Genomic DNA, 20541 nt, shown 5'->3' with positions numbered 1-20541 from the left:
GGAGCCGGATTACCGTCCATCGCTGGCGGCGGCCGGTGGCTGGGCGTGCGTGCGCCGCGGGACCGGTGCGATCTCCACGCGGCGGTTGCGGGCGCGGCCCTCTTCGTCGGTATTGGGGCCGACCGGCTGGCTGGCGCCGAACGCGGCGGCGAACACCGAGGCCGCCGGCACGCCTTCGTCGACCAGCACGCGGGTCACCGTGAGCGCACGCTGCGCGGACAGTTCCCAGTTGTCCGCGAACAGGCGGTTGCCGTCGCGTACCTGGCGGTCGTCGGTGAAGCCGCTGACCATCAGGATCTCGTCGCGTGCCTCCATGTAGGCGGCCAGCGGCGCCGCCAGGCTGCGCAGGAGTTCGCGGCCCTGCGGTTGCAGCTGCGCCGAGTTGAGCGCGAACAGCACGTTGCCGCGTATGCCGATGCGCCCGTCGACCAGGGTCACCCGTCCGGCCGCCAGCGGCCCCGCCAGCGCCTGCTCCAGCGCCTGGCGTTGCGCCTGCTCGGCCTGCCGCCTGCGCATTTCCGCGTCCAACCGGCCCGACAGCTCGGCCTGCACCGCGATCACGCCGACCAGCACCAGCACGAACGCGCCGAGCAGGACCGACATCAGGTCGCCGAAGCTCGCCCAGACCGGCGCGGTGGATCCGGCGTCGTCGAACTCCACGCTCATGCCGCTTCGGTCCCGACGGCGCTGGCGTCGTTGCCGGCCTGGCGCGGACCGCCGATGCGCTGCAGGTCTTCGACGATCTGCTTCTGCGCCAGCAGGCTCAGGTCGACCACCTCGCGGGCCTGGGCGACGTAGTAGGCCAGCTGCTCGTCGCTGCGTGCGAGCGAGCGGTCCAGCGCGGCTTCGATGCCCTGCAGGCGCGCGAGCAACTCTTCGTTGGACTGGCCGAACACCTGCACCGCCGCACCGAAGGCTTCGCCCAGGCTGGCCACCTCGGTGGCGCCGACGGCGACCTGCGCGGCGATGTCGCCGAGCTTTCCGGTCTCGGCCTCGATGTGGTCGGTGAAGCGCGTGCCCACGCGTTCGAGCAGGTCGGCCGAGGTGGCGACGAGCGCGTCGATGGCGCCGCGCTGCTCGGTGGAGGCGTGGTTGACCGCGTCGAGCAGGGTGCCGAGCGTGCCGATCAGCTGGGTGCGCTCCTCGAGCATCGCGGTGTCGCGGACCATGCTTTCGGACAGCTTCTGGCGCAGCTCGGCGATGACCTCGGCCGCGGCGCGCGGCGCCTGCGCGGCGGCGTCCACCAGCCGTTCGATCTCGGCGATGGTGGCGCTGGCATGCGCCTGCGCCTGTGCCGCCATGTCGTTCGCGCTGGCGGCCAGCGCATCGCAGATCGCCTGCTGCCGCGCGGCCACCGCCTGGCCGGCCTGCTCCCAGTCCTGGCGCAACCCGGCACCCATGCGGGCGACCTGTTCGGCCCAGGCGGCCAGGCGCTGCTGTTCCTGCGCTGCCAGCAGTGCCTGCAGTTCGCCGTGCGAGCGATCCACGTTGCCGACCATGGCGGTGGCGTGCCGTTCGAAGGCGGCGGCCGCCGTGGCCAGCGCCTGCTCGTTGCGTGCGGCCTGCTCGGCATGGCGTTCGTCTTGCTGCGCCAGCGCCGAGCGCCAGGCGCTGGCGACCACCTCGGCGTTGGCCTCCAGGCGTGCGGCGATCCCGTCGACCACGGCGTTCGCGCGCTGCTCCAGTGCCGCGGCATGGCGGTCGAGGCCGTCGTGCAGTTCGCGCAGCAGCGACGCGTTCGCATCCTGCTGGGCGACCGCGGCGGCCTGCCAGGCCTGCGCGGCCGCGCCCGTGGCCCCGGCGAGGCCGGCGGACATGCCCTCCAGCTGCCGCTGCACGGCGACGGAGACGGTGTCGTGCAGCGTGTTGGCTTCCCGGGCCAGGCCGGCCAGCGTGGCCGCCACCGCCGGCTGCAGCACATCGCCGATGGCGCGTGCGCTCTCGGCCACGCCGGACTTCAGCGATTGTTCCAGCGTGGCCGCCAGGCGTGCCTGCGAAGCCTCCGCGCGGGCATGGAAGTCCTGCTGACCGGCCAGCAGCTGTTCGCCGGCGGCCGCGTTCTGCCGCTCGATCGCCGCGACCATCCCCTGCAGGCGCTCGACCAGTTCCGGCAGCAGTTCCGCCTGCCGCTGCTGGACGCGCAGCGCTTCGTCGCGGCGCCAGGCCAGCGAGTAGGTGCGAAGCGAAGTGGCGATGGCCGCGTCCAGCCGCTGCACGACCTGCAGGCGCTCGCGCCGCGCCAGCGCCGACAGCAGGCCCAGCGCGGCCGAGGTGGCCACGCCGGCGATCGAGGTGCCGAAGGCGAATGCCAGGCCCTTTACCGGCGCGGCGAGCGTGCCGCGGATCGCTTGCAGGTCACCGGCGTTCTCCAGCGCCAGGCCGGTACCGCTGAGCGTGGCCATCATCCCCAGCAGGGTTCCGAGCATGCCGAGCAGGACGAGCAGGCCGACCAGGTAGGGCGTGAGCGCCGGCGCCGGCAGCGCCACGCGCTCGCCTTCGATGCGCAGGCGCACCGGGTGGCGAAGGTGCGGGTGCAGCCGCTCCAGCCACGGATCGAGGACGCCGCCGTCGGCCGGCAGGTCCGACAGCGCGGCGGCCAGCGACGTGGTGGCCTGGCGGTAGCGGTACAGCTCGATCGCGCCAGCGATGTAGCAGGCGGCGATCACCAGCAGCACCGCCACGCCGGCCGGGTGGAAGGCGAGGTAGCCGGCGCCGACCCAGGCGACGGCGGCCAGGCCCGCCAGGAACAGGGCGGCGTGGAGGGCGGGGTGGAGGGGGCTTGTGCGCATGTCGATCCAGGTCAGGGGGTGCGAAGCGCCGCGAGCAGGCCTTCGATCGGTTGGAAGCGGACATCCAGTTCGGCCTGAAGCACGTCCTGCATGTCGCGATGGAAAACGTCGAGCCAGGCGGCGGACGCGGCGCCGGCCTGGCCGGGGGCGGTCGCACCGGCGCGCAGGCGGTCGAAATGCTGGCCCAGCAGCAACGGCACGCCGGCCAGCAGCTTGTATTCGCGCGGGCTGAGCGTCAGCTCCATCACCGCATCCACCTCGGCCAGCCGCGCCAGTTCCGGCGAGCGTTGCGCGAGCCGGTCGCGCAGGCGTCCGCGCAGCCGCCCGGTCGCGGCCTGCATCGCGCGCTGCATCGCCAGGCAGTGCTGGCGATAGGGGGCGAAGTCGATGGCGTCCGCGTCGGTGACCGCGGCCGGCGGCGTGGGCAGATCCGTGGCGATCGCCTCGGCCAGGGCCGCGCGCGTGCGCGCCACCTCGTCATCGCCGTCAGGGCCCGTCGCCGGCGCGGCGGGCGCGGAAGGCGACGGACGACCGTCCAGGGCGCCGGCCAGGGCGACCGCACGGGTCCAGTCGATCCACTGGCCCAGCCGCTCGCCCAGCGCCGGACCCGGGGCGGGGACATCGGCGTCCGCGACCCGGGCCAGCAGGCGGATGAAGGTCGGGCCCGGTACCGGGCTCCGTTGCAGGGCTGTTGGCACTTTTCCGGCCGAAAAACCGCGATTTTACATGAAAGCCCGGCATCCCCGGACCTTGACGGGCGGCCGCGGAAGCGGCCTGGACCCGGCGGGCGCACGCCGGTTTCACGCGCGCGCCCCTAGAACGGGCCTTCCCCCCGCCCGAGACGAACCATGAACCACGCCAACGCGCCCGCCACCGTCCCCCACGTCGAACTGGACCGCTACCTAGGCACCTGGTACGAGATCGCGCGCTTGCCGATGCGTCACGAGCCGCGCGAGTACACCGACATCACCGCGACCTATTCGCTGCAGCCCGACGGCAAGGTGAAGGTCGACAACCGCGCGCGCGACGCCGAAGGCGAGGTGAAGCAGTCGGTGGGCGAAGCGGAAGTGGTCGAGGGCAGCGGCAGCGCCAAGCTTGAAGTCAGCTTCATGCCCGACGGCCTCAAGTGGGTGCCTTTCACCAAGGGCGACTACTGGATCCTGCGCCTGGATCCGGACTACCGGACCGCGCTGGTCGGCTCCCCGGACCGCAAGTACCTGTGGCTGCTGGCGCGCGAGCCCGGAATCGACGAGGCGGTAAAGGCAAGCTATCTGGAAACGGCCAGGCAGCAGGGTTTCGACCTGTCGGACCTGATCCACACCCCGCATACCGGGCGCGTCGGCTGACCGGTGCGGGCCACCTACCAGGGCTTGGCGCTGCGCATCGCCAGCGGCAGCGAAGCGGCCATCGCTTGCAGGCGCGCGGCCACGTACGAGGCATGCTCGGGGCCGGCGGCCTCGGCGATCGCTTCGGCTTCGGTGGCGAACACTTCCATCAGTTCATCGGGGAAGGTCTGCTGGACCAGGCCCGGCAGCCGCGCCTCGAGCGCATCGAGCATGGCCACGATTTCCGGATCAACGTCGCTCACGGGGCGGCTCCGCGCCCTCGGGGGCGGGCGCCTGCGCCGGCGAGCATACCCCAGGCCGCCGGCCAGGCCGGCCGGACGTGGGGCGTGGGCCGGTGGCCGTTTCCCCTGGCCGCGACCAGTACGCTAGAACGCGTACTCCAGCCCGAGTCCCGGGCCTTGCAAGGTGCCGTCGAAGGTGAAGCCGCCGCTGCTGAAGTAGACCGTCATCCAGCGATAGCCGGCAGTGGGGGCGACACGATCGTTGAAGCGGTATCCGGCCATCAGCATCGCATCCACGGTCAGGTCCGACTCGCCGGCGCCGGCCACCAGCCAGGCGCCCACGTAGACGCTGTTGGCGAAATCGCGGCGGCCCTTGATGCCCAGCTGCGGGTCGATCCAGCTCTGCGACTGGGAGGCATCGTAGGCCTGCGGCACCGTCGGAGGAGGCGGCGCCGGCAGGGCATAGGCGAAGCCGGTGCGCGTGGACCAATAGCGCGCGCCCGCGACCAGGTCCTGGTGCGCGTGCGCGGCGTCGACCATGCGGTACTGGTAGGCCAGCAGCATCGTGGTGGAGTCGCCGTCCAGTTCGACCGGCACGCGGATGCCGAGGGGCGGGACCGGCATGCCGGCGGAGCCTGACAGGCGCAGGGTGACCAGTTCGGCGACCACGCCGTGGCGGCCATGTTGCGCCTCGAAGGCGGCCATCGCGGCGAAGTCCAGGTTGTTCCAGATGTCGCTGAAGCTGGCGCTGGGATGCACGGTCACCGGCAGGCGTTCGTGCGCCAGCGTGCCGGCCCCCCCAGACGTAGGGCACGAGCCGGAATTCCTACTGCCCGTCACCACCGGCAAGTGCAGGCGTGCTGCACGGCAGCGCGGCGAGGGCGAGGGCAAGGGCGAAGTTTGCGGTGCGATGCTGCATGCGACACCCGCCGCGAGCCTGGGACTGCGGCACGACGCGCATGCCGAAGGCCCATGCTGAGCCGCGCGCGTGGCACATACAAGCCTGGTGCGACACGGCATGCGCTGACTGCATGACGCCATTGGGTGCTTGCGGGCCGCAGGTTGCCGACGCGTTGGCGCGCTGTCGCGGAATGCCATCCGGACGCGTCCGCACCCGGGGGCGGCAGCGTGGCGTGCCCTGGGCGGTCGGCGACAGATCCTGGCGGGCCGAAGCCGGCCAGGATGAAGACGGTGGCGGGCATCCTGCCCGCCACCTGGGCGTGCTTCAGTTCTTCTTGCTGCGCGGGAGGTTGACCTTGTCGATACCGTGGATGACCCCGTTGCTGGACTCCAGGTCCTGCGAAGTCACGTTGGCGCCATCGATGGTCAGGTTGCCGCGTGAGAGCTGGATCGGCGCGTTCTGTCCGTGCACGGTGCGCGCTGCCTCCCACCTGCCGACCTCGACCGCGCTCTTGCGCCCCTTGACGAGGTGGTAGTTCACCAGGGCCGCCAGTTCCTCCTTGTTGTCCGGCTTGAACAGCTCGTCGAGCTTGCCTGCCGGCATCTTGGCGAATGCGTCGTCAGTGGGTGCGAACACGGTGAAGGGGCCGGGGCTCCCCAGCATGTCGGTGAGTCCGGCTTTCTCGACGGCGCTTGCGAAGGTCTTGAACGTGCCCTTTTGGGCGAACGTGGCGAGGATGTCCGGCTGCGCGCCGGACGGGGTCTGTTGCGATTGCATGGGATGTACCTCTTCGGATCCGCATGGCGGACCATGGGCTAGGCCGTGGCCTTGACCCGCCTCGACGAGACGGGTGCGAACTCAATGCGGAGGATGGGATGGAGTGCGCGGCAGAGAGGCCGATACGGTATTGCACCGTAGCCAATCCACCGTGGACCTGTGCTGGTTACGGGGGCGTGAACTGCCGCCCTGGATGCGCATGCGCCGGACCGGAAATGCTAGCGTGTGCCTGCGCACAGGCGCCGAGGCAACGCGCTCCTGCGCCCGAAGTGTGCCGGTTCGCACGGTGTGGGGTGTCCCATGCGCACAATGAAGCTCCATCGGGTCGTCAGTGCGGATTTCACGGTGCTCATGGCATCGCTCCAATCCGAGCAGGCGATGGCCTGTGCCGAGAACGAGGGCTGGCCCGCCGCGCCTGACATGACGGCTCCGGCCGTTGCGCCGCCCGCCCCCGGGCTAGTCCAGCAGCCGTCGTGGCCGGCGCTGGCGCGAGCCGGCGCCGCCGCGCAGTCCGTGGCGGCCCATGTCCGAAGGCGTGATGGGCAACGCGCGGGACGACGCTCTTGGCCATCCGCGGCCGGGGCAGGCGCCCGCCGTTGGCGGGCACCTGTGCGCGGGGCTAGACCTGGGGAGCCGGATCCGCGCCATCCGGGGCCGTCGCCGCTGCTCCGGCGCGGCTGCGGTCGCGGGCCAGGTACAGGTACACCGCCGGCAGCACGAACAGGGTGAACGCGGTGCCGATGGTCATGCCCGCGGCGATCACCATGCCCATCGAGAAGCGCGCGGCCGCGCCCGGGCCATTGGCGATCAGCAGCGGGATCATCGCGAACACCAGCGCGGCGGTGGTCATCAGCACCGGGCGCAGGCGGATGCCCGAGGCCTGCTCGATCGCCTCGCGCTTGGACAGGCCCTGCTGCTGCAGCTTGTTGGCGAACTCCACGATCAGGATACCGTGCTTGGCGATCACGCCGATCAGGGTCACCAGGCCGACCTGGGTGTAGATGTTGATGCTCATCCCGGGGAAGGCCTCGATCCCGGTGAACTGCAGCACCCCGGCGACCAGCGCCAGCGCGTTGAGCACCAGCAGTGCGCCGGAGATCGCCATCGGCACGGTGATCAGCATGATCAGCGCGTCGCGGAAGCTCTCGAACTGCGCGGCCAGCACCAGGAAGATCGCGATCAGCGCGAACGCCAGGGTGACCAGCATCGCCGCGCCCTCCTGCTTGAACTGGCGCGACTCGCCGGCATAGTCGACGCTGTAGCCCTGCGGCAGGACCTCGGCGGCGGCCTGCTCCAGCACGCGCAGCGCCTCGCCCTTGGACACGCCCGGGCGCGGGGCGAACATGATCCCCACCGCGTTGAGCTGCTGGAAGCGCTTGAGCGTCTGCGGCTGCGCCGTTTCCTTCAGCGTGACCAGGGTCGACAGCGGCACCAGCTGGCCGTCGCGGGTGCGGGTGTAGTAGTTCTCCAGCTGCGCGGCGTTGAGGCGGTCGCTGCGCTGCACCTGCGGGATCACCCGGTAGGAGCGGTTCTCCATCGCGAAGCGGTTGACGTAGCCGCCCGACAGCATCGCCGCCATGTCCGCGGCCAGGGTGCGCATGTCAATCCCGAGCAGGGCCGCCTTCTCGCGGTCGATCTGCACCTCGATTCGTGGCTTGTCGATCTTCAGGTCCTTGTCCAGGAAGATGAAGCGGCGGCTCTCCATGGCCTTCTGCACGATCGCGTCGGACAGCTCGTTGAGCTGTTCCAGGGATCCAATACCCAGCACCAGGAACTCGCCGCCGCCGCCGTCGCCGCCGGCGCTGGGCAGCGAAGGCGGGACCAGGGCGAAGGTGTTCAGGCCGGTGATCGAGGACAGCTTGGGCTGCAGCGCCTGCTGCAGGACCTGGTTGGTGGAGCGGTCGCGCTCGCTCCAGGGCTTGAGCACGAAGCCGCCCATGGCGCTGTTGCTGGCGCCGCCGCCGCCGCCGAAGCCGCCGTTGAACAGGAAGAAGTCGTTGACCTCCGGGATCTCCTTGACCGCCGCTTCCAGCTCCTCGGTGTAGCGCTCCACGTAGTCCAGGGTGGTGTACGCGTCGGCGCTGCCGACGGCGAAGATGAAGCCCTCGTCCTCCAGCGGCGCAGGCTCCTTGGGCGCGGTCATGTACAGGAACACGCACGAGACCAGCACCAGCGCGCCGAACACCGCGATCACGCCACGGGTTTCCAGCGCGCTGTGCAGGCGCCGCTCGTAGCCGTTGCGCAGCCAGTCGAAGCGTGCGTCCAGCCAGGACTCGAGCCGGGTCTTGCCATGCGCGCTGTGCGGCTTGAGCAGCTTGGCGCACATCATCGGCGACAGGGTCAGGGCAATGATGCCCGACAGCAGCACCGAGCCGGCCAGGGTGAAGGCGAACTCGGTGAACAGCACGCCGGTCAGGCCGCCCTGGAAGCCGATCGGCAGGTAGACCGCCACCAGCGTGGTGGTCATCGCCACCACCGGCCAGGCCAGCTCGCGCGCGCCCTTGATCGAGGCGTCGTGCGGGCTCATGCCCTCCTCGATGTGGCGGTGGATGTTCTCCAGCACGATGATCGCGTCGTCCACCACGATCCCGATCGCCAGCACCATCGCCAGCAGGGTCAGCAGGTTGATGGTGAAGCCCATCAGCAGCATCAGGAACAGCGCGCCGACCAGCGAGAGCGGCACGGTGACCGCCGGGATGACCACGCTGCGCAGCGAGCCCAGGAACAGGAAGATCACCACGATCACGATCACCACCGCCTCGACGATCGTCTTGACCACCTCGTTGATCGCGTCCTGGATCGACTCGGTGCTGTCGTAGGGGATGGTGGCGACGATGCCCTCCGGCAGCTGCGGCACGATCTCGTTGTCCCAGACCTTGCGCACCTCCTCGATCACTTCCAGCGAGTTGGCGTCGGGCGAGACGAAGATGCCCATGAAGGTGGCCGCATCGCCGTTGATGCGCACCGAGGTGCCGTAGTTCTCCGAACCCAGCTCGACGTCGGCGATCTCGCCCAGGCGCACGATCGCGCCGTCCTGCTCGCGCACGATCAGCTGGCGGAACTCCTCGGCGTTGCGCAGGTCGGTGCGCGCGGTCAGGTCGACCGCCACCATCTGGCCCTTGGTCGAGCCCAGCGCGGACAGGACGTTGTTGGCCTGCAGGGCGGCGTGCACGTCGCTGGCGGTCACGCCCAGCGCGGCCATCCGGTCCGGCTTGAGCCACACGCGCATGGCGAAGGTGCCGGCGCCGAGGATGTCGGCGCGCTGCACGCCCGGGATGGTGGCGATGCGCGGCTCGACCGCGCGCATCAGGTAGTCGGTGATCTGGTTGTTGTCGAGCTGGTCGCTGGCGAAGGACACGTACATCGCTGCGATCTGCTGGCCCTGCTGCAGGTCGATCACCGGGTCCTCGGATTCGGCCGGCAGCTGGCTGCGCAGCTTGTTGACCTTGGCCGCGATCTGGGTGAGCGCCTCGTTGGCGTCGTAGTCCAGGCGGATGTAGGCCTGGATGGTGGAAATGCCGGCCGCGCTGGTCGAGGTCAGGTAGTCGATGCCTTCGGCCGAGGCCACCTCGCGTTCCAGCGGGGTGGTGACGAAGCCCTGCATCAGGTCCGCGTCGGCGCCGTAGTAGGCGGTGCTGACGGTGACCACCGCGTTCTGCAACTCGGGGTACTGGCGCACGTTCAGTTCATTGAACGAGCGTAGCCCGAGCAGCAGGATGAACAGGCTGACGACCATCGCCAGCACCGGCTTGTTGATGAAGATGTCGGTGAATTTCATCCGGGTCCTCCGCCGCTCCACGTCGGGAGCCGGCCGGAAAGGGAAGGGCGCCCCCCCGCGCATCGCGCGCGGCGGGCGTCGCGGTCGGTCAGCGGTTTTCCGGCTCGGGCCTGGCCTGCGCCGCCGGCTGCACCTTGTTGTTGATGGTCACGCCGGCGTCGTTGCGCAGGCGCAGCAGGCCGCTGGTCACCACCACCTCGCCAGGCTTGAGGCCGTCGGTGATGCCGACCAGGTCGCCGCGGGTCGGGCCGGTGGTGACGAAGCGCTGCTTGACCACGTGGGTGGCCTGCGGCATGCCTTCCGGCGCCGGTTCGGCGCCGGCCTGCTTCGGCGCCTCGATCACCACGTACACCGAATTGCCGTACGGATTGAAGCTCACAGCGGTCTGCGGCACGACCACCAGCTCCCTGGACTGGCCGAGGTCGAACCCGATCCGGCCGAAGGTGCCAGGGCGCAGCACGCCGGCCGGGTTGGCCAGGGTGGCGCGGACCTTGAAGTTGCGCGTGTTCGCGTCGACCGACGGCTCGACCGCGGTGACCTTGGCCTCGAACGCCTGGCCCGGATGCGCGTCCACTTCCAGCCGCACCGGTGCGCCGATGGCCACCTCGTTCATGCGCTGCTCCGGCAGGGTGAAGTCGACGTGGATCGGGTCCAGGGCCTGCAGGCCGACGATCGGATCGCCGGGGTTGATGTACTGGCCCAGGTTCACCTGGCGGATGCCCAGGACGCCGTCGAACGGCGCGCGGATGGTCTTCTGCGCGATCAGCGCCCGCTGCGCGTCGGCCTGTGCCTGGGTGGTGGCGGCGTCGGCGATGCGCTCGTCCACTTCCGACCGCGAAACCAGCTTCTGGTCGCCCAGCTCGCGCCAGCGATCGCGCTGGGTGATCGCCAGGCGTGCGGCGGTGTCCAGGGCCTTGAGCTGGGCCTGCTCGTTGGCGGTGTTCAGTTGCACCAGCAGGTCGCCCTTGCGCACGGCCTGGCCGGACTCGAAGGCGATCTGCTGGACCACGCCACCGGCCTCGGTGGTCACGTCGGTGCCGTTGTCGGCCACCAGGGTGCCCACCGCCTCGGCGGTGCCGCTCCAGCGCTCGCTGCGCGCCTCGAAGGTGCTGACCTCCACCGGCGGCTGCGGCATGTTGTCGAAGAAGTCGTTGGTCGCCTTGCCCATGATCGCCTTGACGGCGAACACGCCGCCGAAGATCACGGCCACGCCGATCAGCATCAGGATCATGCGGCGCGCGAAGGAAGGCTGGCGCGCGGGCTTGGAGGAAGAGGTGCGTAAGGCCATGGCGATTCCGTTCTGCTTTTTCAGGCGGGGGGCAGGCCGCGGCGACGCACGCGGCGTCGCGGGCCCGTAAAGGGCGCTGCGTTGGATGCTTCTGCGTGCGGCTGGGGGCGGGCGGTGCCGGCTGCGGCCGCGATGCGACGGGGGGCGAGGCGGATTCTGCCGGTCAAGCGGCCGCAGGGCAACGCTTGCGCGGGTGCCGGATCCGTGGACTGCACCGCGGCGGCGACGCGGGCGGTCCGGGAAGCCGCCGGCCGCTTGCCATACCGGCGACTCTGCCAGAATCGGCCCGTCCCCACTCCGGTCGCGCCCCTTCCCGATGACTGCCCCTGCTTCGCCACGCCGCATCCTGTTTGCCAGCCTCATCGGTACGACGATCGAGTTCTTCGATTTCTACATCTATGCCACCGCCGCGGTGCTGGTGTTCCCGCACCTGTTCTTCCCGGCCGCCGAGCCGGCCGCGGCCACCCTGCAGTCGCTGGCGACCTTCGCCCTGGCGTTCTTCGCCCGGCCGCTGGGGTCGGCGCTGTTCGGCCACTACGGCGACCGGGTCGGGCGCAAGGCGACCCTGGTGGCGGCGCTGCTGACCATGGGCATCTCCACTGTACTGATCGGCCTGCTGCCGACCTATGCACAGATCGGCGTTTGGGCGCCGGCGCTGCTGGCGCTGTGCCGGTTCGGCCAGGGCCTGGGCCTGGGCGGGGAGTGGGGCGGGGCGGTGCTGCTGGCAACCGAGAATGCGCCGCCGGGCAAGCGTGCCTGGTACGGGATGTTCCCGCAGCTGGGGGCGCCCCTGGGCTTCCTGTGTTCGACCGGCATCTTCCTGCTGCTGGCCCAGGTCCTCGACGAGGGGCAGTTCATGGCCTGGGGCTGGCGCATCCCGTTCGTCGCCAGCGCCGCGCTGGTCCTGGTCGGGTTGTGGGTGCGGCTGCGGATCACCGAGACGCCGGCGTTCCAGAAGGCGGTCGAGCGCGACGAGCGCGAGCGCCTGCCGATGGCCACCGTGCTGACCAGGCATGCCGGCACGCTGGCGGTCGGCACCCTGTCGCTGATGGCCACCTTCGTCCTGTTCTACCTGATGACCGTGTTCGCGCTGAGCTGGGGCACCTCGCAGCTGGGCTACGGCCGCCAGGAGTTCCTGCTGCTGCAGATGGCCGGCGTGCTGTGCTTCGCCGCGACCATCCCGCTGTCGGCGATCTACGCCGACCGCAGTGGCCGGCGCCGGGCGATGATCCTGGCCACGCTGGGGATCATCGCCTTCGGCCTGCTGTTCGAGCCGCTTTTCGCCGCCGGCCATCCGGCGCAGGTGCTGCTGTTCCTGTGCGTGGGGCTGGGGCTGATGGGACTGACCTACGGGCCCTGCGGAACGATCCTGGCTGAGATGTTCCCGACGCCGGTGCGCTACACCGGCGCGTCGCTGGCCTTCAACCTGGCCGGCATCCTCGGCGCATCGCCGGCGCCCTACATCGCCACGCGCCTGGCCGGCAGCCATGGCATCGCCGCGGTCGGCGCCTACCTGAGCGCGATGGCGGCATTGACCCTGCTGGCGCTTTTGCTGGTCCGCGCGCGCCCGGCGGAGTGAGCGGCGCACGTCGTGGCTCCAGGCAGGGGCGCGCGAGTCTTCGCGTTCCCGCTGTGTTCGGTTGAAACCCGGTATCCGGGCGGGCCAGCGGGCCCTTTCAAGCGTCGGTTCCGGATGGGTCGCCGTGCCCCGTCGAAGCGCCGGCTTCGGACGGGGCCGCCGCACCCTGTGCCTATGTCCCACCCTTCGGGACGACATCCTGTCTTTACGAAGGGCCGTGGCACATCCATGTGCCACTTGGGACATAGGCCCAGGGTGCGGCGTCCTTCGTGATCATCAGGGTCGTGGCTTCGATCGCAAGAGCCGGGCAGGTGCGACGTCGTGCAGCCTACGTCGTGCCGTCGTGCCGTCGGGCCGTGGAGCCGTGGAGCCATGGGGGGCTTCCACCTGTCGAGTCGTCCGGGGGTCTTCGGCCTTCGGTGAAAGCAGGATCACGCGTGCTGGTGGGGTGCCGCGCTGTAGGTCGGGAGAACGAACCGCTGTCCTCGAAGCGCCGAAGGACGCTGTTCTGCCGCACTGGGGGTCGAACGGCACAGGGATGTGCCGCGCTCGCGATTTGAGGCATGGACGCCGACATGAGCGACGACCCCCAGTGCGGCAGGACGGCGGCCCCTTCCGGAGCCGACGCAAAGAACGCATCCAAAACCAACTGTGCCCGTGCCACCGGTGGCGGCGCGAACAGAGCCTCAAGTTACGAGGCCAGCGCATCCCGCCAACGGATGGACAACCTGAATTGTCCCGCCCTCAATGGAACAGCCGCTTCACCGTGCGCGTTAGCCAGCCGCCCTGCTCGTGCTCGCGGGCGAAGCGGTCCAGGTGCCGGCGCACCTGCTCGGAATAGGCGCGGTCGTCGTTGCGGATGTGGTTGAACAGCCAGCGCGACAGCATGCTCTTGAGTTCGTCGACCACGTCCTCGCCGGCCTGGAAGCGCAGGCGGTAGTCGCTCACCCGCTTGGTGAACACCTCGTGCACCCGGCGGTGCGCGGCGCAGAACGGGTAGCCGGCCTCCTCCATCAACTCTTCCTCGAAGGCGAAGTGGGACAGGGTGTAGTCGACCAGCTCGTCGATCACGTCGGCCACCACCAGCGCCACGCCGCGGGCCTGGGCCTGGTGCAGCTGGTTGATCATCGACACGATCCGGCGATGCTGGTCGTCGATCACTTCGATGCCGGTGTTGAGGTCGTCTTGCCAGGTCAGCAGGGCCATGCGCGTGCCGTGGATGCGGGGGTACGCACAGCGTAGGGATGCGCTGCCGGCGCGGCCTTGATCGTGATCAACCACGGCGTGCGCGTTGCAGCTCACCAGAGCGCGTCGCGCATCCGGTACCACGCCATCGCCAGCACCAGCAGCGGTGTGCGCAGGGCGCGGCCGCCGGGGAAGGGCGCGTGGGGGATCTTCGCGAACAGGTCCAGGCGCTGCGACTGCCCGCCGATCGCCTCGGCGATGAGCCGGCCGGCCAGGCCGGTGCTGGCCACGCCGTGGCCGGAAAAGCCCTGGGCGAAGTAGACGTTCGGCGCCAGCCGGCCCCAGTGCGGGGCGCGGTTGAGCGAGATGTCCACGTAGCCGCCCCACAGGTACTCGATCGGCAGGTCGTCCAGCTGCGGGAACACCGCGCGGATGCGCCGCCGCATGACCCCGCGCAGGTTCGGCGGCGGATAGCTGGAGTAGCTGGCGCGGCCGCCAAAAAGGAGCCGGTGGTCGCGGCTGAGCCTGAAGTAGTCCAGCGCCCAGTTCACGTCGGCCACGGCCATGTCGTTGGCGATCAGCGCCCGTGCACGATCTTCGCCCATCGGCGCGGTCGCGGCGATGTAGGTGCCCACCGGCATGACGCGCGATTCCAGCTCGGGGGCCACGCCGCGCAGCCAGGCATTGCCGGCGATGACCGCGAAATCGGCGGCCACGTGCCCATGCGGGGTGCGCAGGCGCGGCCGGTTGCCGCGAACCAGCTCCACCACCGGCGACCGTTCGAAGATCCTCACGCCCGCGCCCAGCGCGGCGCGCGCCAGGCCGAAGGCGTATTCGAGCGGATGCAGGTGGCCGCTGGCGGGGTCGTACACCGCGCCCAGGTAGCGGTCGCTCTCCAGCTCGTCGCGCAGGCGGCGCCGGTCCCACCATTGCAGCGGGTAGTCGTACTTCTGCGCCATCTCGACGATGCCGGCGCGCAGTTCGTGCTCCTGGCGCGGCTTGATCGGCACGTGCGCGTGGCCATCGCGCCAGTCGCACGGGATGCCGTGGCGGGCGATGCGCGCGCGCAGCAGGTCCATGCCTTCCCGCGAGAGGTCGAACAGCACCCGCGCAGCATCCTGACCGAGCAGGCCTTCCAGCCGGGATTGCTCGCAGCCGTAGCCGACGATGGCCTGGCCACCGTTGCGCCCGGAGGCGCCCCAGCCGATGCGTTGCGCCTCCAGCACCACCACCCGGTAACCGGCCTCGGCCAGGTCCAGTGCCGCCGACAGGCCCGTGTAGCCGGCGCCGAGGATGCAGACGTCGGCATCCTCCAGCGCGCCTTCCAGCGCCGGCTGTTGCGGCAGCGGCATGGCGCTGGCGGCGTACCAGCTGGGCGGATAGGCGGCTTCGCTCACGCCGGCCTTCCGCACAGCGCCTTGGGTCCGGCTGCTGCGTTCCCACCGTAGAGCGGGGCTTGCCCCGCAGCTTCGTCGCAATGCCCGCGCAAGCAGCGGGGCAAGCCCCGCTCTACGGGGCGCAGGCGGGCATGGCCCCGCTCAGACCGTGCGCAGGTACCAGGCATAGTCCAGGTCCGGTACCTGCGCGTGGAAGTCGAGCATCTCCTTGCGCTTCTGCTGGCCATAGATGTGCCGGAACGACTCGCCGTACCAGCGCGCGGCGAACGCACTGCCGAGGAAGTCGTCGATCGCCTGGCGCCAGTGCGGGGTCCGCAACGGAAACTGCTCGTAGGCATTGCCGGTGACCGGCGCGCCGGGATCGAGCCGACGTTCGATCCCGTCGAGCATGCCGGCCAGCACCGCCGCGGCGACCAGGTAGGGATTGGCGTCGGCGCCGGCGATGCGGTGCTCGATGCGGGTGTTGGCCGGGTCGCTGTGCGGGATGCGCATGGCCACGGTGCGGTTGTTGAAGCCCCAGCTGTCGTTGAGCGGGACGAAGGCATTGGCGACGAAGCGGCGGTAGCTGTTCGCGTGCGGGGCGAACAGCAGCAGGTTGTCGCGCGCGCTGGCCTGCAGGCCGCCGACCGCGTGGCGCAGCGCATCGGCCGGGGCCTGCGGGGTGCCGGCGAAGAGGTTGCGTCCCTGCGTGTCGAGCAGGCTCACGTGCAGGTGCAATCCACTGCCGGCCTGGCCGGCCAGCGGCTTGGCCATGAAGCTGGCCAGCGCGCCCTGCTGCTGGGCGATCGCCTTGATCGCGCGCTTGAGCAGGACGGCGTCGTCGCAGGCGGCGACCGCGTCGGCGCGGTGCTTGAGGTTGATCTCGAACTGGCCCGGGGCGTACTCGGCCACCGCGGTGTCGGCCGGGATCCGCTGCGCGCGGCAGGCGCGGGCGACGGCGTCGATGAAACCGGCGTTCTCGTCCAGGTCGTCGATCGAATAGACCTGGGTGCTGGCGTTGCGCGCGCCATCGCTGGCGTTGAGCGTGGGCTGCGGGCGGCCATCGGCATCGGCCAGGCGGTCGAACAGGTAGAACTCCAGCTCCACCGCCACGACGGGCACCAGGCCGAGCTCGCGGTAACGGTCGACCACGCGTTCGAGCACGCGGCGCGGGTGCGCATCGAACCAGCCGCCGGCGCCGTCCTCCATCGCCAGCAGCAGCTGCAGCGCCGGGCGCGGCGACCACGGCACCGGCCGCAGGCTGCCGGGGATCGGTCGGCAGATGCGATCCTCGTCGCCGATGTCGTAGCCCAGCCCGGTTTCCTCGACGGTGTTGCCGGTGATGTCGGCGGCCACCAGCGACATCGGCAGGCAGACGCCCTCGGCGTAGACCTTCTCCAGCGACCCGGCCGACACCCGCTTGCCGCGCAGCACGCCATTGCAGTCGGGCAGCAGCAGGTCCACGTGCGCATCCTCCGGGCCGGCCAGGGCGTGCACGGTGGCCAGGTCCTCGGGCGGCAGCGCGGACGGCGCGGATGGGTGGTTCATGGGCGGGCCTCGGCGGGTGCCGGAGGAGAGTAGCAGGGCGGGCATCGTCAAGAATACTCAACGGAAGAGGCGCCAGCAGGGGTCGATATGTGCACCAAAGCGGGGCATGGGGCCCTGGGGCAGGCCTCGTGTTGTAAAAATAAAACGGCCGGGGTAATTTGGCCGAACGCCACCGGACCCTTCCGCGCATGGCCCTGCCGCCCCTGGTCGGCCTGCCCACCGACCGCAAACAGATCGGCCTGCACCCGTTCCTCGCCGTCGGCGAGAAGTACGTGCGGGCGGTGGTCGACGGGGCCGGGGCCACCCCGGTGCTGCTGCCGGCGCTGCAGCCACCGCTGGCCGCCGACGAGTGGCTCGCCCGCCTGGATGGCCTGCTGCTGACCGGCGCGGTCAGCAACATCGAGCCGCACCACTACGGCGACGAGCCCAGCTACGAGGGCAACCTGCACGACCCGGCCCGCGATGCCACCACCCTGGGCCTGGTCCCGCGCGCGGTCGCGCTAGGCCTGCCGGTGCTGGCGATCTGCCGCGGCTTCCAGGAGGTCAACGTCGCCTTCGGCGGCAGCCTGTTCCAGAAGCTGCACGAGGCCACCGGCTTCAACGACCACCGCGAAAACCCCGGCGACCCGCTCGACGTGCAGTACGCGCCGTCGCACGCCATCCGCCTGGCCGAAGGCGGCCTGCTGGCCAGCATCGCCGGCGGTACCAGCGCCCAGGTCAACTCGCTGCATGGGCAAGGCGTGGCCCGCCTGGGCGAGGGACTGGTGGTGGAAGCGATCGCGCCCGACGGGGCGATCGAGGCGTTCCGCCGCGACGGCGGCGGTTTCCTGCTCGGCGTGCAGTGGCACCCGGAATGGCAGGTCACCGGCAATCCGTTCTACCTCGGCATATTCCGCGCCTTCGGCGATGCCTGCCGCGCCTATGCCGCGCGGCGCGCGGCCAGTGCCCGCAACAGCCTCAGGGAACCCGCATGAGCACCCGCCCGTCCCGCCGCAAGCCGCCCAGCACCGCCCAGCAGGAGAGCTCGCTGCGGCGCTGGCTGAAGGAGCGGCGGATCACCGAGGTCGAATGCCTGGTGCCGGACATCACCGGCAATGCGCGCGGCAAGATCATCCCGGCCGACAAGTTCAGCCACGACTACGGCACGCGCCTGCCCGAGGGCATCTTCGCCACCACCGTCACCGGCGACTACCCGGACGATTACTACGAGCTGACCTCGCCGTCGGACTCGGACATGCTGCTGCGCCCGGACCCGGACACGGTGCGGATGGTGCCCTGGGCCACCGACCCGACCGCGCAGGTCATCCACGACTGCCAGACCAAGGACGGCCAGCCGCACGAACTGGCCCCGCGCAACGTGCTGCGCCGGGTGCTGGCCGCCTACGACGAACTCGGGCTGCAGCCGGTGGTGGCGCCGGAGCTGGAGTTCTTCCTGGTGCAGAAGAACACCGATCCGGATTTCCCGCTGCTGCCGCCGGCCGGCCGCAACGGCCGCCCGGAGACGGCGCGGCAGTCGTACTCGATCGACGCGGTCAACGAGTTCGACCCCATCCTCGACCTGATGTACGACTACTGCGAGGCGATGGAGCTGGACGTGGATACGCTGATCCACGAGTCCGGCGCCGCCCAGCTGGAGGTCAACTTCACCCATTCCGACGCGCTTTCGCGCGCCGACCAGGTGTTCCTGTTCAAGCGCACCATGCGCGAGGCGGCGCTGCGCCACGGCGTCTACGCCACCTTCCTGGCCAAGCCGATGGAGAACGAGCCGGGCAGCGCGATGCACATCCACCAGAGCCTGGTGGACGTGAAGCGCGGGCAGAACGTGTTCGCCGGCCGCAAGGCGGGCGAGCACAGCCCCACGTTCATGCACTACCTGGGCGGGCTGCAGAAGTACGTGCCGATGGCGATGGCGTTCTTCGCGCCGAACGTCAATTCGTACCGGCGCCTGGCCCTGGGCCAGGTGGCCCCGATCAACGTGCACTGGGGTTACGACAACCGTACCTGCGGCCTGCGCGTGCCGCTGGACACGCCGGAGAACACCCGGGTGGAAAGCCGCTTCGCCGGCTCCGACGCCAACCCCTACCTGGCGATGGCCGGGACCCTGGCCTGCGGCCTGCTCGGGATCCGCGAACGGCTGCAGCCGATGCCGGCGATGGACCACAGCGCCCAGGACGCGGGTTTTGCCCTGCCGCGTTCGCTCAACCAGGCGCTGGACGGGCTGGAGGGCTGCGCCGAGCTGCAGGCGCTGCTCGGCCCGCGCTTCGTGCGCGCGTACATCTCGGTCAAGCGCAAGGAGTACGAGACGTTCTTCCGCGTGATCAGCTCGTGGGAACGCGAGTTCCTGCTGCTCAACGTATGACCCCGCCACCCGACGGACCTTCCATGCAAGCCACGGACCTGCGCGAACTGCAACGCCTCGACGCCGCGCACCACCTGCACCCGTTCAACGACAACGCGGCGCTGGCGAAGAAGGGGACCCGGGTGCTCACCCGCGGCGAGGGCTGCTACGTGTGGGACGCCGAGGGCAACCGGCTGCTGGATGCGTTCGCCGGGCTGTGGTGCGTGAACATCGGCTACGGCCGCCCCGAGCTGGGCGCGGCCGCGGCCAGGCAGATGACGCAGCTGGCGTACTACAACAGCTTCTTCCAGTGCACCACCGAGCCGACCATCCGCCTGGCCGCCAAGCTGGCCGAGCTGGCGCCGGGCGACATCAACCACGCGTTCTTCATGAACTCCGGCTCGGAGGCCAACGACACCATCCTGCGCCTGGTCCGCCATTTCTGGGCGGTGCAGGACCAGCCGCGCAAGACCATCTTCATCGGCCGCCACAACGGCTACCACGGCACCACCATGGGCGGCGCCAGCCTGGGCGGGATGAAGGGCATGCACGGGCAGGGCGGGTTGCCGATCCCCGACATCCACCACATCGAACCACCATTCTGGTTCGCCGACGGCGGCGACCTGCCGGAGGACGAGTACGGCCTGGTCGCCGCGCGCCGGCTGGAAGAGAAAATCCTGGAGCTGGGCCCGGAGCGGGTGGCCGCCTTCATCGGCGAGCCGATCATGGGCGCGATCGGCGTCTACATCCCGCCGATGACCTACTGGCCGGAGATCGAGCGGATCTGCCGCAAGTACGACGTGCTGCTCATCGCCGACGAAGTCATCTGCGGCTTCGGCCGCACCGGCGAATGGTTCGGCTCGCAGTACTTCGGCTTCCAGCCGGACATCATGCCGGTGGCCAAGGGAATCACCTCCGGCTACATCCCGCTGGGCGCGGCGATGTTCAACGACCGCGTCGCCGGCGTGCTCAAGGACAGCGGCGGCGAGCTGGCTCACGGGGCGACCTACTCGGGCCACCCGGTGTGCGCGGCGGTGGCGCTGGAGAACCTGCGCATCCTGCAGGAGGAGCGCATCGTCGAGCACGTGCGCGACGACGTGGCCCCGTACCTGGCCGGGCGCTGGGCCGAGCTGGGCGAACACCGCCTGGTCGGCCAGGCCCGCATCGCCGGGCTGATGGGTGCGCTGGAGCTGGTGCCGGACAAGGGCCGGCGGGCGTTCTTCGAGGAGCGCGGCAAGGTCGGCGGCCTGTGCCGCGACATCGCCCTGCGCCATGGCCTGATCCTGCGTGCCACCTACGATTCGATGCTGCTGTCGCCGCCGCTGGTGATCACCCGCGGCCAGGTGGACGAGCTGTTCGACAAGGCCTGGAAAGCGCTGGACGAAACCGCCGCCGCGCTGGGCAAATGACCATGG

16 protein-coding genes are annotated in these 20541 nt (G+C 70.4%); 5 read left to right on the top strand and 11 right to left on the bottom strand.

Annotated features, from left to right (window positions below; translation table 11 throughout):
• Positions 1-9: 9 nt before the first annotated feature.
• The 3 genes from ABKA19_RS07920 to ABKA19_RS07910 are packed head-to-tail and all read right to left on the bottom strand — an operon-like array spanning position 10 to position 3487.
• Positions 10-666 (bottom strand): OmpA family protein, encoded by a 657-nt coding sequence (locus ABKA19_RS07920; RefSeq protein ID WP_353688439.1) that lies wholly within the window; start codon positions 664-666, stop codon positions 10-12.
• Positions 663-2789, bottom strand: a complete 2127-nt coding sequence (locus ABKA19_RS07915; RefSeq protein WP_353688438.1) for a DUF802 domain-containing protein — start codon at positions 2787-2789, stop codon at positions 663-665. The genes ABKA19_RS07920 and ABKA19_RS07915 overlap by 4 nt, the downstream gene beginning before the upstream one ends.
• Positions 2790-2800: 11 nt before the next feature.
• Entirely contained in the window at positions 2801-3487 is a 687-nt protein-coding gene (locus ABKA19_RS07910) for a DUF3348 domain-containing protein (RefSeq protein WP_353688437.1), read from the bottom strand.
• A gap of 150 nt (positions 3488-3637) precedes the next feature.
• On the opposite strand from ABKA19_RS07910, the gene ABKA19_RS07905 reads away from it, so the two are divergent.
• Positions 3638-4135: a lipocalin family protein gene (locus ABKA19_RS07905; protein WP_353688436.1), complete on the top strand. Its 498-nt coding sequence runs from the start codon at positions 3638-3640 to the stop codon at positions 4133-4135.
• A gap of 14 nt (positions 4136-4149) precedes the next feature.
• Here ABKA19_RS07905 and ABKA19_RS07900 read toward each other — a convergent pair whose 3' ends face one another.
• The 5 genes from ABKA19_RS07900 to ABKA19_RS07880 form a co-directional block, all read right to left on the bottom strand.
• Positions 4150-4377 carry a hypothetical protein gene (locus ABKA19_RS07900; RefSeq protein WP_162377771.1) on the bottom strand — a complete coding sequence of 76 codons (228 nt, stop codon included), beginning with the start codon at positions 4375-4377 and terminating at the stop codon, positions 4150-4152.
• Between the two features lie 123 nt (positions 4378-4500).
• A complete protein-coding gene (locus ABKA19_RS07895) occupies positions 4501-5121 on the bottom strand; it encodes a hypothetical protein (protein ID WP_353688435.1) in 621 nt (206 codons plus the stop codon).
• Between the two features lie 460 nt (positions 5122-5581).
• A complete protein-coding gene (locus ABKA19_RS07890; RefSeq protein ID WP_353688434.1) occupies positions 5582-6034 on the bottom strand; it encodes a fasciclin domain-containing protein in 453 nt (150 codons plus the stop codon).
• Between the two features lie 619 nt (positions 6035-6653).
• Complete coding sequence (locus ABKA19_RS07885; protein WP_353688433.1) at positions 6654-9812, bottom strand: efflux RND transporter permease subunit; 3159 nt, start codon at positions 9810-9812, stop codon at positions 6654-6656.
• A gap of 88 nt (positions 9813-9900) precedes the next feature.
• A complete protein-coding gene (locus ABKA19_RS07880; RefSeq protein WP_353688432.1) occupies positions 9901-11100 on the bottom strand; it encodes an efflux RND transporter periplasmic adaptor subunit in 1200 nt (399 codons plus the stop codon).
• 316 nt (positions 11101-11416) lie between these two features.
• Here ABKA19_RS07880 and ABKA19_RS07875 point away from each other — a divergent pair, with 316 nt between their 5' ends.
• A complete protein-coding gene (locus tag ABKA19_RS07875) occupies positions 11417-12679 on the top strand; it encodes an MFS transporter (protein ID WP_353688431.1) in 1263 nt (420 codons plus the stop codon).
• A gap of 744 nt (positions 12680-13423) precedes the next feature.
• On the opposite strand, the gene ABKA19_RS07870 is transcribed toward ABKA19_RS07875, so the two are convergent.
• The 3 genes from ABKA19_RS07870 to ABKA19_RS07860 all read right to left on the bottom strand — a co-directional run bounded on the left by ABKA19_RS07870 (position 13424) and on the right by ABKA19_RS07860 (position 16788).
• A complete protein-coding gene (locus ABKA19_RS07870) occupies positions 13424-13885 on the bottom strand; it encodes a bacteriohemerythrin (protein WP_353688430.1) in 462 nt (153 codons plus the stop codon).
• A gap of 92 nt (positions 13886-13977) precedes the next feature.
• Positions 13978-15216, bottom strand: a complete 1239-nt coding sequence (locus ABKA19_RS07865; protein ID WP_353688617.1) for an NAD(P)/FAD-dependent oxidoreductase — start codon at positions 15214-15216, stop codon at positions 13978-13980.
• 186 nt (positions 15217-15402) lie between these two features.
• Positions 15403-16788, bottom strand: a complete 1386-nt coding sequence (locus ABKA19_RS07860; protein WP_353688429.1) for a glutamine synthetase family protein — start codon at positions 16786-16788, stop codon at positions 15403-15405.
• 188 nt (positions 16789-16976) lie between these two features.
• Between ABKA19_RS07860 and ABKA19_RS07855 the strand changes: the two genes are divergently transcribed.
• Genes ABKA19_RS07855 through ABKA19_RS07845 form a run of 3 tightly spaced genes read left to right on the top strand, consistent with a single transcriptional unit; the run spans position 16977 to position 20535 of the window.
• Positions 16977-17762 (top strand): gamma-glutamyl-gamma-aminobutyrate hydrolase family protein, encoded by a 786-nt coding sequence (locus tag ABKA19_RS07855; protein WP_353688428.1) that lies wholly within the window; start codon positions 16977-16979, stop codon positions 17760-17762.
• Entirely contained in the window at positions 17759-19147 is a 1389-nt protein-coding gene (locus ABKA19_RS07850; RefSeq protein WP_353688427.1) for a glutamine synthetase family protein, read from the top strand. Before ABKA19_RS07855 ends, ABKA19_RS07850 begins: the two co-directional genes overlap by 4 nt.
• A 23-nt stretch (positions 19148-19170) precedes the next feature.
• Positions 19171-20535 carry an aspartate aminotransferase family protein gene (locus tag ABKA19_RS07845; RefSeq protein WP_353688426.1) on the top strand — a complete coding sequence of 455 codons (1365 nt, stop codon included), beginning with the start codon at positions 19171-19173 and terminating at the stop codon, positions 20533-20535.
• The last annotated feature ends 6 nt before the right edge of the window (positions 20536-20541 follow it).

Source organism: Pseudoxanthomonas sp. Soil82, assembly GCF_040446535.1.
Classification (GTDB): Bacteria; Pseudomonadota; Gammaproteobacteria; order Xanthomonadales; family Xanthomonadaceae; genus Pseudoxanthomonas; species Pseudoxanthomonas kaohsiungensis.
The sequence above is the reverse complement of the archived record's forward strand: the minus strand, read 5'-3'. Positions and strand labels throughout refer to the sequence as shown.

Bases quoted from the DNA above. Each gene is read 5' to 3' on its own strand.
- ABKA19_RS07850 (WP_353688427.1), top strand. From the start codon at position 17,759: ATGAGCACCCGCCCGTCCCGCCGCAAGCCGCCCAGCACCGCCCAGCAG.
- ABKA19_RS07880 (WP_353688432.1), bottom strand. From the start codon at position 11,100: ATGGCCTTACGCACCTCTTCCTCCAAGCCCGCGCGCCAGCCTTCCTTC.
- ABKA19_RS07890 (WP_353688434.1), bottom strand. From the start codon at position 6,034: ATGCAATCGCAACAGACCCCGTCCGGCGCGCAGCCGGACATCCTCGCC.
- ABKA19_RS07915 (WP_353688438.1), bottom strand. From the start codon at position 2,789: ATGCGCACAAGCCCCCTCCACCCCGCCCTCCACGCCGCCCTGTTCCTG.
- ABKA19_RS07920 (WP_353688439.1), bottom strand. From the start codon at position 666: ATGAGCGTGGAGTTCGACGACGCCGGATCCACCGCGCCGGTCTGGGCG.
- ABKA19_RS07870 (WP_353688430.1), bottom strand. From the start codon at position 13,885: ATGGCCCTGCTGACCTGGCAAGACGACCTCAACACCGGCATCGAAGTG.
- ABKA19_RS07855 (WP_353688428.1), top strand. From the start codon at position 16,977: ATGGCCCTGCCGCCCCTGGTCGGCCTGCCCACCGACCGCAAACAGATC.
- ABKA19_RS07860 (WP_353688429.1), bottom strand. From the start codon at position 16,788: ATGAACCACCCATCCGCGCCGTCCGCGCTGCCGCCCGAGGACCTGGCC.
- ABKA19_RS07865 (WP_353688617.1), bottom strand. From the start codon at position 15,216: ATGCCGCTGCCGCAACAGCCGGCGCTGGAAGGCGCGCTGGAGGATGCC.
- ABKA19_RS07845 (WP_353688426.1), top strand. From the start codon at position 19,171: ATGCAAGCCACGGACCTGCGCGAACTGCAACGCCTCGACGCCGCGCAC.
- ABKA19_RS07905 (WP_353688436.1), top strand. From the start codon at position 3,638: ATGAACCACGCCAACGCGCCCGCCACCGTCCCCCACGTCGAACTGGAC.
- ABKA19_RS07885 (WP_353688433.1), bottom strand. From the start codon at position 9,812: ATGAAATTCACCGACATCTTCATCAACAAGCCGGTGCTGGCGATGGTC.
- ABKA19_RS07875 (WP_353688431.1), top strand. From the start codon at position 11,417: ATGACTGCCCCTGCTTCGCCACGCCGCATCCTGTTTGCCAGCCTCATC.